General features: G+C 40.9%; 10 protein-coding genes. 1 reads left to right on the top strand and 9 read right to left on the bottom strand.

The annotated features are described in order from the left end of the window. Positions 1-20 precede the first annotated feature (20 nt). From ACFO6W_RS04170 to ACFO6W_RS04155, 4 genes are all read right to left on the bottom strand, one after another. Complete coding sequence (locus ACFO6W_RS04170; RefSeq protein WP_379994099.1) at positions 21-1922, bottom strand: glycoside hydrolase family 97 protein; 1902 nt, start codon at positions 1920-1922, stop codon at positions 21-23. A 57-nt stretch (positions 1923-1979) separates the two neighbouring features. After that, positions 1980-4163 carry an alpha-galactosidase gene (locus ACFO6W_RS04165; protein ID WP_379994097.1) on the bottom strand — a complete coding sequence of 728 codons (2184 nt, stop codon included), beginning with the start codon at positions 4161-4163 and terminating at the stop codon, positions 1980-1982. A 13-nt stretch (positions 4164-4176) separates the two neighbouring features. Beyond that, on the bottom strand, positions 4177-7515 hold the full coding sequence (locus tag ACFO6W_RS04160; RefSeq protein WP_379994096.1) for a DUF5107 domain-containing protein: 3339 nt from the start codon (positions 7513-7515) through the stop codon (positions 4177-4179). A 110-nt stretch (positions 7516-7625) separates the two neighbouring features. Further along, positions 7626-9011, bottom strand: a complete 1386-nt coding sequence (locus ACFO6W_RS04155) for a sugar porter family MFS transporter (protein WP_379994126.1) — start codon at positions 9009-9011, stop codon at positions 7626-7628. A gap of 403 nt (positions 9012-9414) precedes the next feature. Between ACFO6W_RS04155 and coaA the strand changes: the two genes are divergently transcribed. Then, positions 9415-10356: a type I pantothenate kinase gene (gene coaA / locus ACFO6W_RS04150; protein ID WP_379994095.1), complete on the top strand. Its 942-nt coding sequence runs from the start codon at positions 9415-9417 to the stop codon at positions 10354-10356. A gap of 72 nt (positions 10357-10428) precedes the next feature. Here the strand turns inward: coaA and ACFO6W_RS04145 are convergent, their stop codons facing one another. The 5 genes from ACFO6W_RS04145 to ACFO6W_RS04125 form a co-directional block, all read right to left on the bottom strand. Then, complete coding sequence (locus ACFO6W_RS04145) at positions 10429-11724, bottom strand: inositol-3-phosphate synthase (protein ID WP_379994093.1); 1296 nt, start codon at positions 11722-11724, stop codon at positions 10429-10431. Positions 11725-11965: 241 nt separating this feature from the next. After that, positions 11966-12691 carry an HAD family hydrolase gene (locus ACFO6W_RS04140; protein WP_379994091.1) on the bottom strand — a complete coding sequence of 242 codons (726 nt, stop codon included), beginning with the start codon at positions 12689-12691 and terminating at the stop codon, positions 11966-11968. A 493-nt stretch (positions 12692-13184) separates the two neighbouring features. Then, positions 13185-14012, bottom strand: coding sequence for a lysophospholipid acyltransferase family protein (locus tag ACFO6W_RS04135; RefSeq protein WP_379994089.1), 828 nt, complete (start codon positions 14010-14012; stop codon positions 13185-13187). Positions 14013-14083: 71 nt separating this feature from the next. Next, on the bottom strand, positions 14084-15019 hold the full coding sequence (locus tag ACFO6W_RS04130) for a phosphoinositol dihydroceramide synthase (protein ID WP_379994088.1): 936 nt from the start codon (positions 15017-15019) through the stop codon (positions 14084-14086). Further along, positions 15020-15766, bottom strand: coding sequence for a CDP-alcohol phosphatidyltransferase family protein (locus ACFO6W_RS04125; RefSeq protein WP_379994087.1), 747 nt, complete (start codon positions 15764-15766; stop codon positions 15020-15022). Between the last annotated feature and the right edge of the window lie 4 nt (positions 15767-15770).

Below are 15770 nucleotides of genomic sequence, written 5' to 3'. Positions count from 1 at the left end.
ATACATCTATTACCACATTCTTACTTCTTGTAAATCCTCATTACCAATCCTCCGCCAGCCGATACGGCAAATGTTTGTATGGAACTCGCATCCACTTCTTTTTCTTCATAAATATAGTGTGTAGCCCATAAACTGGCATCGTCACCATCGCGATATATCTCTGCCATGTATTTCCCGTTTTTTGGCAAGAATGAGAAATCAACCGTAAAACTCCTTGCCGTCCAATCGGTCATACCTCCTACATACCAGTCTTTCCCCTTTTGTTTTGCAACGAGGGCATATTCTCCGACCTTAGCATCCAGTACCTTGGTATTGTCAAATACCACAGGAACTTTGGAAAGGAACTTCAGGATAACAGGGTCTTTACGATATTCGGAGGGGGAATCGCAGAGCATCGCAAAATACTGATCATAGAGCACAAACATCGACAACTCATGGCAACGTGTGCCCTGAGCCGAGGGCAATCCCGGATCGACAGGCCGGAACAACTGGGGAGAACAATTCCGTAATGCACCCGGAGTATAATCAAGCGCGCCTCCCAGCATCCGGGTGAAAGGTATTGTCACATGATGCTTCGGATTAGCGGTCAAATCCCATTTGGAACATTCACCGCCTCTTACTGCCTCATAGTTCACAATATTAGGGTACATGCGTTGCATTCCGGTAGGTTTACTGCATCCATGAAAGTTTACCATCAGTTTGTATTCTGCCGCTTTACGGGCAATCGTTTCATACCACTCCATCGCCAACTGGTCATCACGATCAAAAAAATCCACCTTAATACCCACAGCCCCCCAATCATGAACCATTTTCAGATATTCATCAGCTTTATCAGTCAACGCCATTGCCACACACCAAAGAAATACACCTACATTTTTCTTTTTACCATAATCGATAATCTCCCGAATATCTACTTTCGGATTCACTTTCGACAAATCGAAGATATCGGACCAGCCGGCATCTATCATCAGGTATTCCAGATTATTTTCGGCTGCAAAATCTATATAATACTTATATAGAACTGTATTCCGGTTATCCATTCCCGACGGGATATCCACACCGGGCAGCAGGGCATCGTGCCACCATTCCCAGGCGGCCTTTCCCGGTTTTATCCACGAAACATCAGTTAATGACTGAGGTGTTGCAAGTTTATAGATCAATTCGTTTGTCAACAGGTCTTTATCATTATCGGTGACGATCATTACACGCCAGGGCAGATCGCGTCGACCTTTGATCTTGGCGATATAATCCCGGGTTCGTTGTACGACGGAAACAAATCCCCAGCTACCCAAAGCTGTACTATCAGGATATTGGGCAAAATCGGCATAAAACCCTTTTTCGCCTTTTTTCAGATACATGCCGGGATAATCCCTTACATCCGATTCAGCAATTACCACCTTGACATTGCCAGGCATAGAAAAGAGAACCGGGGTTATGGCTTTTTTCCCGTCTCTGATAGACGATTGGGACGCATAGTCGACATACATCAACTCCCATGCAGTATAATTGTCTGTTTCGGGATATATAACAGCCGGATCATTAAGAATATTGACATTGAATATTTCATTACTGACAATCATCTCTTTATCCAGTCCGGCTGCAAAACGGTATGCCACACCTTCATTGTAAGCTCTGAATATTAAAGAATACCCTTTCTGAAAATCAAGCCTTACTTCATTATATTTCTCTTGCAACGACTTAAATTTTCCATACAGAGGTTGTATAGTTTCATCTGCGGAACTTCTTATTGTATTCTTTACGCGGGGATTTTTCATAAGATCTTCTCCCTGCAGTTGAAAACCAATGTCAGAGGTTGCGATGATCTCCTTCCCCTTGAAAAATACCTGGTAAGTGATCGCATCTTTGATATCTATCTTTACTTTCAGGTGTGAATCAGGCGATACGACCTCTATTCCAGACACGTTAACTGAAAATAAATGAGATAAACATAATAAAATTGCCAATATATGTTTCATTTGTTATTCTACGCTATTTAACTGAAGTACTACGCTTTCATATTCATTATACATTCCAAAAGTCATTCCGGCAGTCATCAGGTATTCGCCACTGAACACCTTACCTTCATACGCCGATACCCTTGACCAGTCGTCAGGGTCTTTATTCACTTCCTTTATGATATATTTCTTATTGGGGTCAAGACCCTGTAAAAGAATAGTTTGTTGATTCGATTTGACTTCTTTCCTTACAAGGAAATTGAACAGGATAGCTTCATCTTTATCTTCCGACACATACATATATGCAGTGCGGTTGCCCTTATATGGCGACAATATACGATAAAGATCTCCCATTAATACCGTCTTCCTGATTTTCTTATATGTTTCTATCGCATTTCTGGAAAAAGCTTTTTCGTCTTCGGTCATCTGTACCGGCTGTAAATCCATTCCTAATTTTGCAGACATAGCTACATCGAAACGGAATTTAAGAGGGGTACTTCGCCCCGATATATGATTGGGGGATACTGCCACATGACTGGCAAGGCCTATAGCCGGGAAGAAATATTGTGTTCCCCATTGAGTGAATATACGTTGCAACGGATCATTGTTGTCACTGATCCAATATTCATCAAAATACCTCATCGATCCATAGTCGATACGGCCGCCGCCGCCCGAACATGCCATAAATGTTACATCCGGATATTTAGCACTTACTTTTTCCATTACTTCCAGTAGCGCGCGGGTATAGTCAATCCACAGATGAGACTGTTTACCTGCAAACAGATACGATGAACCCGGATTATGGACAAAACGGTTGCAATCCCATTTTACATAATCGATTCCCGGATTGTCTTGCAATATATTATCTATAGTATTGAATACAAAATCCTTCACTGCGGGATTGCTCATATCGAGTATCAGCTGGTTACGCTGGAGCGTTCTCTCCCTGTGTGGCTGCGCAATAACCCAGTCAGGGTGTTTTTCATACAATTCACTGTTGGGATTTACCATTTCGGGCTCTATCCATATCCCAAACTTCAGGTTTCTTTTTTTACACTCTTCTATAAGATATGGTATTCCCCTCGGTAACTTCTTCTTATTTGTCTGCCAGTCGCCAAGACCGGCATTGTCCCCATTTCTGGGATATTTATTCCCGAACCAGCCATCATCAAGGAGGAATAGTTCAAAACCCATTTTTGAGGCATCATCTATAATCTGAGTCAGTTTAGCCTCATCAAAATCAAAATATGTAGCTTCCCAGTTATTGAGTAAAATACTTCTTTCCTTATTGCCGTTCTTTATACCATATTGCCTTGCCCAGCGATGAAAATTGCGGGATATCTTCCCGGTACCCTCATTGCTGTAGGTATAGAGCAGTGCCGGAGTTTTAAACACCTGCCCTTTCTCCAGTGTATAAGTAGAAGCATAAGGATTGGCCCCTGACAGGATACGCAGTTTTTTTGCATTGTCTACTTCAAAACTGAACTGGAAATTACCCGGCCAGGCCAACGTTCCTCCAATCACTTCCCCACTCTGTTCCTCTGCCGGTTTGTCCAACGCCAACAGGAAGCATGGATGTGTATATTGGTTTGTCCGTACACCAAGCTTGGAGTCAATTACTTTAATTCCCGCAGATAATTCGTCTTCCGATATATTCATCTCTTCCGACCAATCACCGTGGAACTGGCTTATATAATACTTCTGCGAAAAGAAAGACAGATCGGAAGACGCAAAATTTGCCAGCATAATACTCTTATTTTCGTTATTCTTTATCTCTGTCCATTGTTCAATAATATCTTCTTTCTGATAAGCATTATAGTGTAAATCTACATAAAGGCCATAATAATCATCTTTCATGGAGATAATAGTATGGATAATATTACCGGATTTATTTTCAACTTTTGAAGACACATAGGACAGTTCAGTGGAGGTATTACCATCAGCATGCGTAACTCTCAATGCGGCTTCAAATACATGATTTGTTCCGAAGGTAGAGTAAGCGCTGAAATTTCCCGGAGCAAGAGTTTCCAGTTCACTTATCTGACTGATCTTCTTTCCAAAATAAACCTGTTCCAGTTTGTTACGGTCATTCACTTTTAGCAATAAACATACATTATCTGTCGTCAGCGGGACAAAATCGTTCGCGTATATCCCTGTCGTAAACAGGAATATGTTCAATATAAACATTATCTTTTTTAAATTCATCATATTCTATTATAAGTTATATACTGCTTAATATTAACTGGCTATCGATATGATTTACGTCCAATTGTACTACCTTACCCAGATATTCTTTTGTTTTATCCAGGTTGCCAAGTCCAAGGTTTCCTAATCCCATAACATAGTAACAATGTATCTTATTCCGTGTATTCAGGTCGTCCTCCCATATGGCAAGATCGGGCAATGATACAGCAAAATAATCGATTTGGCAATTATCAAACAGATGTTTCTCTCCATGATCGATCAGCTTGTGAAAACGTCCGCGGGCTTTGTCCGTGTCGCCTAGTGCCAGCCAAGCCAGTCCCTGATAGAATATCTTATCCGGTTGCTGATCGTTATAATAAAATGCCTGTTGCGGTTCAGCTATACCAACTGTCGCTTTCCGGAGGAAAAATATAGCTTTTTCCTCATTACCCAATCCACGGTAAGCAATACCTTTATAATAATCTATATCGTTTTCTTCGGCAGTCGTCAGTTTTCCTTCTCCGAGATTGTGAGGAAAAGAATCTATCTCGTGAAGAAGTGTTACCGCTTCGTCATACTTCTTACTGTTGATAGCCTGTTTGGCCAGTTCGATACGGCAAACCGTATATTGTTTGGTAATTTTGCCTTCGCCGCCTTCCCACGGATGGAATTTGCGGGATGCAATCAGGTCTTTTGCTTCTGCATATCTGCCCAAGTGATTATACAAGGTGATGCGTTCTATACACAGGTCGTCACGTTCGGCTACAAGTGCCGGATATTTATCTAACAGGGCAAGACGCTCTTTATGTGAAACTCCCATTTTCTTGTATAGCTGATCCAGTTCCATCAACATACGTGAGTCTGACGGGTCTGAAGCAAACGCTCTTTCCAGTAATTCCCTCGCCTCCTGCTTTCTGTCGTATTTGTTGTAATACGCCAATGCCAGGTTACGCAATACTGTCGGAAATTTATCATTCAGTTGCATAGATTTCTCCCAACACTCTTTTGCTTCGTCATATTGACGGAAAGCATACCAGAAGTTACCCAGATAGTATGGCGCTAAAGCATCCGAAGGATTTATCTTCATCGCATCCTGAAGGATATTTACTTCCTCTATACGGTTAGGGAAACACTTGTCCGGATTCATCCCCGCTGCTTTCACATAATATTCTTTCGCTTTGGCTCTATCACCTGATTGGGAAGCAAAATAACCTAATGTATAATACACCATCGGATAAACATTATCCTCACCGGTAACAACATACGACAGCAATTGGCCCGCCTCGTCATACATGCCTGCTCCTGCAAAATCGAGGGCATATTCTATATAAGGATGGGGTGCCCCGCGCATTAAGGTTCTAAGTTCATTCAAATCATTTAAATCATTTGTCAACAGGTACTTTTCGAAACGGCAGCCCATATTGAATTTATCTATTTTCAATGATTCTCCTATCAAAGCCATAGCTTCATCTTTACGTTCCAGTTTTCTGAGAATCGAAGTTTTCAACTGACGGGCTTTATGGTTATGCCAGTTCCTTACCAGACTACGGTCGATCCGGTCCAAAGCATCTTCGTATAAACCTCTTTCCGCATCTATCCTGGCCAGTGCATAATAGCCTGAATCCTGCCATGCGGCATTCCATGTCGCTTTAAAGAATGCTTTGTATGCTTCGTCTTTTTTACCTTGCATATGCAAACACCAACCTAAATTGTAATGAGGCTCCCCATCATACGGATTCGGGTTACGCTCTGTCTGAGTTTCTATTGCTTTACGCAAGAATGGTTCCGCATTGGCAAACTGCCCTCTCCGTATCATCAATAATCCCATAGCATTGTTGCAACGAATATCCCCGGGTTCACGGTTCAATGCTTCCATATAGTAATCAAAAGGATTGTACGTTGCATGACGGTACTGTTCCAGATGAAGCCCTGTAAGGTATAACTGCTCGATAGATGCAATATCCTTAGGCCTTTTTGCTGCTTTTGCAGGATCGGGGATTGGTTTAATTTCAGGTTTATCCGCCTGATAGGTCAGTAATTCTCTACCTTCTGATGTATATAGTTCGAATATAAGGTTTTCCGGAAGTATATTACCTACAAACAGTTCTTTTATATAATATTCTGACGGGGAAGTATTAGCTTGTTCATCAATAAATACCTCTCCTTCTTTATCCCTTAACAGCACACGGAGGTTTTTGAATTCTGATGTTGTATAAATAATTATTTTAGCCTTACCGTCTTTGATTTCGATATTAGCTATCGCATCCTTATTAGCGTTCTTAACATAGCCAACTTCCGCATAAGGCATAAAATATTGTACCCATGACTTTTCTTCATTCGGTTGCAGCCATGCAAAGTCGGGCTGGTTATCGGTATAAACGCCTGTCATCAGCTCGATATACGGCCCGTCTTCATCAGTCAGATTTCTGTCCCATGCCTGCCCGAAGTCCCCGTTACCCCATGTCCATTGCTTTTTTCCTGGTGATACATTGTGATTGGCAACATGCAACAGTCCACCTTTTACATCTTCTTCATAACCTCCTACGAAGTCGAATTTCGACTGAATCGCCATATAGGATGTAGGAACAGGTACATTTTTATATTTGGAAATATCCACTCCCGCGGAATAGTCCTGCTTGTAATACTCCCCTGTTGCTATCGGGAAATTGGATACGGCACGTTTACCATGATCGAATACCGCATGCACATCTGCAGGAAATACAGAATGATAACCGTCATTTACTACAACAGCCGGATTTGCCCACCAAAGAAAAGTCTGAGGGAAAGCTGTTCTGTTATATACTTTCACGTTGATTTCAATATATGCTTTTCCCGGATAAAGGGTAAAGCCCTGCATGCCTTTTGTACGGAACATGCGTTCAACCTCGTTACACCATACGGTAACGCTTCCGTCGGCACTTTCTTCTATAAGGTGATCTGTTGGTAGAAACGTACTCGGCCGATGGTGCTGAGGCCAGTTAAATTCGATTCCTCCCGAAATCCAGGGACCAGTAAGACCAACCAAAGCCGGCTTGACAACCTGATTATAATAAACAAAGTGACGTCGCTTTACCTTGTCGTAAGCCATGTGAATACGTCCTCCAAGTTCAGGCAATATCATCACTTTGAGAAATTCATTCTCGATAAACAGAGCCTTATATTGTTTATCTTTTTTCTCATCAGATACTTTTTCGACCACAGGATAAGGATATACGACTCCCGAACTACCCTGATAGACTCTTTTTTCGAGAAACATAGGGTTCTTCTCTTCTTCTCCTATCTCATATGTAGGAAGCATAATATCTTCCGCCCATGCTTTAACAACTCCTTTTTCATCAATTGTAGACTGAATAAGATAGCTTGTAATTTCTTCCATTTCTTAATACAGTTTTATATTATTATAGATTCATTTTAGCATTCAATCCCCTGTACCGCAAATAACAAATCTACTTACGCAACTGAAGATAAGGCCTTTAAATACTTTATTTATTTTGTTAATTCTTTCTCTATTTCTTCAAGTGATTTACCTTTCGTTTCAGGTAAATTTGCTTTAATAAATATAAATCCTAATAGGCAGATTATTCCATATAGCCAGAATGTGCCATATGCCCCTAATCCACTATTAAGAAGAGGGAATGTATATGTAAGGATAAAACATGCTGTCCACAAAGAGAATGTTGACACCGCCATTGCCATCCCCCTGATACGTGTGGGAAATATTTCGGAAATGACCACCCATGTAATCGGAGCCAGGCTCATTGCATAACAACCGATAGCCAGCATAACGAGCGACAATACGGCAATGCCGGATATTTCGAGATAGTAGCATGCCCCCAGAGCCGCATAGATAAGCGCCAATCCTATTGCTCCGAATAAAAGTAACGCTCTGCGTCCGAGTTTATCTACCGTATACATGCCAATTATCGTGAATATAACATTAGTCACCCCTGTAACAACTATATTGAATAATATATCGGATACTCCGTATCCGGCTGCTGAAAATATCTCCTGAGCATAGTTGAATATCACATTAATACCACACCATTGCTGGAAAGCTGCAATAACAATACCTATCAATAATATCTTAGGCATCTTTCCTTTGAATAGTAGTTTATAATTTACGTTCTCTTTCACCTCCGAAACTGCCGCTTTGAGAGTCGCAATTTCGTTTTCTGCATAAGCCTTTCCCCCGATGCGGTTCAATATATTTTCCGATTTGGTAAATTCATTACGGGTACTTAACCAGCGCGGACTCTCCGGCAAGATAAAGAGCATCAGAAAGAATACAACGGCGGGTACACCTCCTGTCCAAAACATATAGCGCCATCCCATCTGCCCGTTCCAGGAGGCCAGGATATCTTCACCCGGCATCACGGGATCTGCTATAAGCCAGTTTACAATCTGAGCCGAGAGTATACCAATTACAATTGTCAGTTGATTGACCGACACAAACTTACCCCTTACGTTTGCCGGGGAAACCTCTGCAATATACATCGGAGACAGATTTGAAGCCATGCCAATGCCAATGCCCCCCAATACCCTGTACACTATAAACCATGAAAGATCATTACAAATACCTGTACCAATAGCAGCTATAATAAATATGAGGGAAGAAACGATCATTAGCGGCTTCCTTCCGTACCTGTCGGATAAACTTCCCGAAACCATCACTCCCACAAGACATCCTAAAATAGCACTTCCCATTACCCAGCCTTGCATAACCGGGGAATCGGCAATATTAAAATATACTTCATAAAATGGTTTAGCACCTCCGATGACAACCCAGTCATAGCCGAAAAGAAGGCCTCCCATAGCCGAAACAAAAGTGATAAGTAAAAGATAGTTTTTTCTTCGCTCTTTCATGGATATTATAATGTTAGTTAGATATTGGATTATTACTGAAGCAAAATTAGAGGTTTCTTCCCTGCTAAAGATGTAAGGATTTTTTAAATACATGTAAAATATTACAATTTGATCCTCTGCATAACTACATATGGCTTTCTTGTAAAATATATAATTATTGTTTTGGGCTGATTCTGATTTTTTAATTCCTTGGAAATTATAAATACCAGAACATAGTTTGACAACAATAGAAAAAGCTGCCGCTTCCAATTCTTTACTTCCCTCTTACCGCTCATTACTTACTACTTATACCAATACTTCAAAGGACTCCAAAGCCATAAGCTTTACCTATAGATAAAATACTCATGTTATAATAACTCATAACCTGTAAGTTTTTCTACCTTTGTAGCATTCGTATTCTAAAATTGAAAGAATGGAAGCATTTCCTTCGAGTCCTTACATTCAGTTTTCCCGTAATCAATGGGCTGCTCTCCGCGACTCGGAACCGATGACGCTCACATATGAAGAGTTGCTGACGCTGCAGGGCATCGACTACGAACTCTCTATCGACGAAGTAGAAGACATCTATCTGCCTCTCTCCCGTTTATTGAGTTATTACTTCAATGCGCGTACCAGCCGCCAGTCGGTACTGACAAAGTTTCTCAATCAGAAATCGATGAAAGTTCCCTTCATTGTCGGGATTGCCGGTAGCGTGTCGGTAGGCAAGAGCACAACTGCACGTGTATTACAGGCATTACTTAGCCGTTGGAAAGAGGATACGCGAGTATCACTGATAACCACCGATGGATTTCTGTATCCAAACGCTACATTGGAAGAAAAAGGCATTATGCTCAAGAAAGGATTCCCTCAATCATATGATATAAAGACACTGTTGAAGTTCGTTACGGACCTGAAAGCGGGGAAAAGAAATATAAGAGTACCCAAATATTCGCATCTCATTTATGATATTATCCCTAACGAGTATCAGGTCATAGACCAGCCGGACATACTTATTTTGGAAGGATTGAATGTATTGCAGAGCGGAATGGATTATCCGGATGAAAAACCCCGTATTTTCGTTTCCGATTTTGTAGATTTTTCCATCTATGTGGATGCCGATGAGCAGAAACTGGAAGAGTGGTATATCTCCCGTTTTATGAAGTTCAGGAAAGGAGCATTTACGAATCCCGATTCGTATTTTCACAGCTTTGCCAAACTGGCTGACAAGAACGCGATCAATACCGCAAAAACCATCTGGAGAGAAATAAACCGCAAGAATCTGCGTAAAAACATCCTCCCTACACGTGAACGGGCCAGTCTGATACTACATAAAGGAGAAGGGCATGCCGTGGACTATGTGAGGCTAAGGAAATAAGTACCATTATAGTTACATAAAAAAGGAGACATCTGTAGGGATGTCTCCTTCTCATTTTATCCAGGGTAAGAATTAGTCGATAAAATCTACTGTTTCTTCTCCAATCATCTGGCGAAGTGTATTTTTCAACTTCACATATTGGATGAACAAGTCATGCTCTGCAACCTTGCTAGGCTCATGCATAGGACTCTTGAAGTAGAAAGATAACCAGTCTTGTATACCGCTCATTCCCGCACGTTTAGCCAGGTCTGTAAACAGAACAAGGTCCAGGCAAAGTGGAGCCGCAAGAATAGAGTCTTTACAAAGGAAGTCTACCTTCATCTGCATTTTGTAACCTAACCATCCGAACAAGTCGATGTTATCCCATCCTTCTTTATCGTCGTTGCGGGGTGGATAATAGTTGATACGAACCTTGTGGTAAACATTACCGTAAAGTTCAGGATAAAGTTCCGGTTGAAGGATGTTATCGATAACCGAAAGTTTCGATTCTTCTTTTGTCTTGAATGAACCCGGATCGTCCAGTACCTCACCGTCGCGGTTACCAAGAATGTTTGTAGAGAACCATCCGTTAAGACCGAGCATACGGGTCTTGAACATTGGAGACAATACAGTCTTCAACATTGTCTGACCAGTCTTGAAGTCCTTTCCGCATATCGGAGTCTGAGTTTTCTCTGCCAGTTCCCACATTGCAGGTATGTCTACAGTCAGGTTAGGAGCACCATTGATGTATGGTATTCCCATAGATACTGCTGCATATGCATAAACGTTTGAAGGAGCAATGTCTTTGTGGTTTTCCTTCAGTCCTTTTTCGAAAGCTGCAAGTGTTTTGTGTACTTCACCCAGCGGAGTGAATACTTCTGTACTACCGCACCAGATAACTACGATGCGATCGCAATTATTTTCTTTTTTGAAGTTTTCGATGTCTTGTTTTACTTGTTCCATCAATTCCCACTTTGTAGGAGCCGATTTTACCCAAGTACCATGCAAACGTTTTACAAAGTCCTGATCGAATACTGCTCTCATCGGTTTGATAGCCTGCATTTCATCTTTAACTTTGTCCAAGTCATCTTTTGTTAAAACATCTGCATGTTTTGCAGCCTCGTATGCATCTTCTTCAAAAATGTCCCATCCACCGAATACGACATCATTAAGATCAGCCAAAGGCACTGCATCTTTGATTTTAGGGAAGCGGTTTTCTTCTCTTTTCCCTAAGCGCATTGTAGCCAATTGAGTGATTGACCCTACAGGAACTCCCTGTCCTTTACGTGTTAGCAACGTTCCTGCCATGAATGTTGTTGCTACTGCACCAACTCCAACTGTTAGAATACCAAGTTTTCCATTGGCTTCTTTTAATTGTACTTTTCCCATTTTTTTTAATTAAATTAAAATACACTGCAACCCGCAGCAATCCTTTAAACTCTGGATCAAGTTTCTTCAGGATATTATCTCCTGTTTCCGCAAAATCCTATATAATAGTATAGCTTCAGCGAAAACCAGTCTTATTTTATTCTCCCAACCCGGGCTTTTCTACCATACAAACGGTATCCATTATTAAAACCGGAATCCTTACTGACTCCATATTATTACCCAAAAATCAAGTACGCGTTTTTCAGCCTATCTGAAAAACAGACTTCAACTCCATGAAGTCGGAAATAATGATATTTGCCGTGGCATTCTCTTCCTCGTCACCCCACCCCTGACCTTTGAGCCAGATAGTCTGACACCCGTTTTGTGAAGCAGGCACAATATCTTTCGAATGAGAATCCCCGATAACCACAACTGAAGAAGCAGGTAAATCCAGATTCTGGACGCCCAGACCGAATATAGCCGGATCAGGCTTCCTTACTCCTACTACAGCCGATTCTATAATATCGTCGAAATATCCGGACAAGCCGAAATCAGTTAGCACAGATTGTATGTTTCCATAAAAGTTAGAAACCAATACCATGGGATAACGGCTCTTCAATATTTTGAGTAAAGGCTTCTCTTTTTCTATTAAATCTCTGACAAAGGTATAACATTGTGTCGAAATAGCAAGGCTATAACCCTTTGTTTTATCATTTTCGGATAAAAAGCCTTTATTTATTAAGTAATTTACCTGTAAATCTATCTTTTTTCCAAGTAATATAAAAAAATTATCTTCTGCTTCAATAACAGGGTGTGTAGCAAGATAACGCTCGGCATACACATAAGCTTCACGAAACTGTTCTTTCGAAACAGGTACTTCATTATCCACATATGCATCCCAAAGCACTTCGCCCCAATGTTTCCCATTGCTGTCGATAGTACCTCCGTAGTCGAAGATTATTCCTTTTATTTTACTTATATCCAACATTCTTTTTCAAATCTTAAAAGGTAACAAAGGTAACACTTATTTCAGTAAACAGTAAACAGTCAGCAGTTAACAACTCGTATCTTGTCTACTCGTAACTCGTAACTGCCCTAGGGCGCAGTATCTCGTATCTTTCTCCAAAAGGTAACAAAAGTAACAGTTTTTTTAGTCTTTGTGCCCTTTGTGATTTCCTTCGTGTACTTGGTGGTTAAAACTCTTTACCACAAGGGACACAAAGATTTACACCAGGGACACTATATAAAAAGGTAACAAAGGTAACATGATTAAAGTCTTTTCAGAGTGTTACTTTTTAGTGAATCCCGTTGCTTTTACTTGTTCGATAATATAGATAAAGATAGATGGAAAATAAAGCGGATAATCTGATATTTATTTTGTTATTCGAGTCCGGACTACTTCACAAGCGTTAAAAGAGGCTGTCCTTTTAAATTCAGCCTCTTATATCTTAATGTCGAAATGTATACCGGAATACGTCCGATTATCTTTTCTTCTTCATAGCATAAGTCTGTGCTTTCAGAAATTCGCCAAACTCTTTTATATCTGTGAATTTGGCTTGCTCCTCAACTGAGATCGGTTTACCAAAACGTACATAAATAGTCTTACCTCTTTTGTTAGTCGTTTCATGCAATAGACGTACAGTCCTTATTTTCCAGCTTATAAATCCTAATGTACGATATATCCACGAATTGCTTCCATCTATATACATAGGAATGACCGGGACCTTTGCTTTCTTTATCAATTTAAGAACAGTTGGTTGCCATTCACGATCTTCGGTCTTAGTCAGATGATTGGTTGATACACCTCCTGCCGGAAACAGCCCCAACGGATGTCCGTCATGCAAATGTTCCAGGCATTGCTTTACTCCTCCCAGACTCGATTTCAGATCTTTCATCTTATTTCCTTTAGCATAAGGATTGACTCCGATAAAATGCTCGTCCATAGTATCTATCTGGCTCAGCATCCAGTTTACCATCATCTTGTAGTCCTTACGCTTGCTTGCCACTGTACTGATAGCTATTATTCCATCTATATGGCCTATTGGATGGTTCGAAACTGTGATGAACGGCCCTTCTTTAAACTGATCGAGAACCTCGTAATTCTCATACTTGCGGATGATCCCCATTTTGTCGAGCATATCATTCACAAATTCAAGACCTGTATATTGTTTGGAGGCATCGTAAATAGCATTTACCTTATTTAAGCCTCCTACACTGAACACAATATTCGTAAGGGTATTTCCAAAACGCCCCCTGAATACAGGATGCAGGTTCTGTATCATATCCCTGCTTATCAGTTTTTCTTTCATAAGCCTTTTTTCAGTTATCAGTCAGGAGTTTACAATTCATATCTTGTCTACCCGTAACTTGTAACTCGTAACTACTTAATATAATTAAGATATTTGCTGTAAAATGATTTAAACCAGCCCAGCCTCATCAATACAAATTCGAACAATGCGATGCCCACAACCGCGCAAAGAATGCCTAACAGTACATCTATAATATAATGATGAGACGTATATACTGCTGTAAACCATATACCAACCAAGAATATTAAAACAACGGACAATATTCCCCGGTTACATTTCTTCTTTACTACATAGAACAGCACCACTACCAGATATGCCGAATGCAGGGACGGAACCGCGGCAAATACATTGGCATTGCGCCCGTAAATGGAATTGAACAGCGGGAAGCCTATCAGTTCATCGAAACGAACTAATCCGGCCATATTACCGGGTGTATTCAATATCGGCTCAAACCCGTAATTCATCGCATACCATGGCGGTGCAGCGGGATGAATGTAATAACAAGTGAAACCGAGCAGATTGACAAAGAGGAAAACCATTGCAAAGCGAAGGAACATATCCCTGTCTTTCTTGAAATATAAGTATAGACCGAATGCCACCGGAACAGGTACCCAGCCCAAATAAAAAATACCGGCTAAGAAATCGGCTATTGCGCTCGTATGCAGGGTGAAATATTCGCAAGGAATAAGTACTGCACCATCTACTGTAATACCGAATAACGCTTTTTCCAGATTATATAATCCCTCCACATCTATCGGATTCACCAGATAATTAGGATATACACGCATCCAGTCGTAAGAAATACCGAATATAAGAAACGGCAATAATCCTACGGCTAATTTCCGGGTCTTGGCATTCACAAAAAACAACAAGAGAAAAAGTGCGATCAAAAGAAAATGCTCAGGACGAAATCCTACGAATATACTTGTCAATATCGAAAACAGGATAGTTATCCCTACAACAATAATGCTCTCTCTCAGAGTCGGCAAAGAAATCTGTAACTTCATTTATTCTCCTGCTTTTTCTTTTCTGTCTTGTTCCTGCAACACCCTTTTGCAATGTCTCAGGCGGTTAATAGCTGTAATATTGGAAAATACGGCGACGAAAGCAATCGGTACCACCATAATTAATATCGGCTCAAACAAAGGAATACTCTCTTTGTGAGGCACAGCGACACGATAATACGGAAAGAAATATCCGAACAAGCCGCAGAGTATACACCCCACAGCAATAGTCACCACACGCTCGGGACGCTGCATAAACCCTCCTTTACATTCTATCCCTAATCCTTCGGCACGGGCACGCACATAACTTACCATCATGGACCCGATAAGAGCGATAAAGGCAAATAACGAGCTAAAGAAATATCCTTGCAGGATCAGATAATAGCAAATACCGAACAACACAATCAGCTCGCTATAACGGTCGAGTACCGAATCAAACAGTGCGCCATAACGGGAACTCATTTTACCGACGCGGGCAACCTGCCCGTCCATCATGTCAAACAATCCGGCAAATAAAATAACGAATCCCCCCCAACCGACAAACGACAAATCGCCTTCATGGCCGTAGGTATGCCCGAAAAAGATTTTTCCCCGCATAGCTCCGCAAATAAAAATAATACAAGCTACAACATTCAGTACCAACCCTGTGGCCGTAATAAAATTGGGTGTAATACCAATCTTTACCATCCCCCTGACAAGAGGGTCAATAATTTTATAAATTATCTGTTGAGCAATATCTCTAGCTTTCATTTTT

This window comes from Dysgonomonas termitidis, assembly GCF_042654545.1.
GTDB lineage: Bacteria > Bacteroidota > Bacteroidia > Bacteroidales > Dysgonomonadaceae > Dysgonomonas > Dysgonomonas termitidis.
This window is presented reverse-complemented; position numbering and strand designations above follow the sequence as displayed.

Excerpts from the sequence above, each read along its gene's own strand:
- ACFO6W_RS04130 (WP_379994088.1), bottom strand. The coding sequence starts at position 15,019 with ATGAAGTTACAGATTTCTTTGCCGACTCTGAGAGAGAGCATTATTGTT.
- ACFO6W_RS04165 (WP_379994097.1), bottom strand. The coding sequence starts at position 4,163 with ATGATGAATTTAAAAAAGATAATGTTTATATTGAACATATTCCTGTTT.
- ACFO6W_RS04145 (WP_379994093.1), bottom strand. The coding sequence starts at position 11,724 with ATGGGAAAAGTACAATTAAAAGAAGCCAATGGAAAACTTGGTATTCTA.
- ACFO6W_RS04125 (WP_379994087.1), bottom strand. The coding sequence starts at position 15,766 with ATGAAAGCTAGAGATATTGCTCAACAGATAATTTATAAAATTATTGAC.
- ACFO6W_RS04140 (WP_379994091.1), bottom strand. The coding sequence starts at position 12,691 with ATGTTGGATATAAGTAAAATAAAAGGAATAATCTTCGACTACGGAGGT.
- ACFO6W_RS04135 (WP_379994089.1), bottom strand. The coding sequence starts at position 14,012 with ATGAAAGAAAAACTGATAAGCAGGGATATGATACAGAACCTGCATCCT.
- coaA (WP_379994095.1), top strand. The coding sequence starts at position 9,415 with ATGGAAGCATTTCCTTCGAGTCCTTACATTCAGTTTTCCCGTAATCAA.
- ACFO6W_RS04160 (WP_379994096.1), bottom strand. The coding sequence starts at position 7,515 with ATGGAAGAAATTACAAGCTATCTTATTCAGTCTACAATTGATGAAAAA.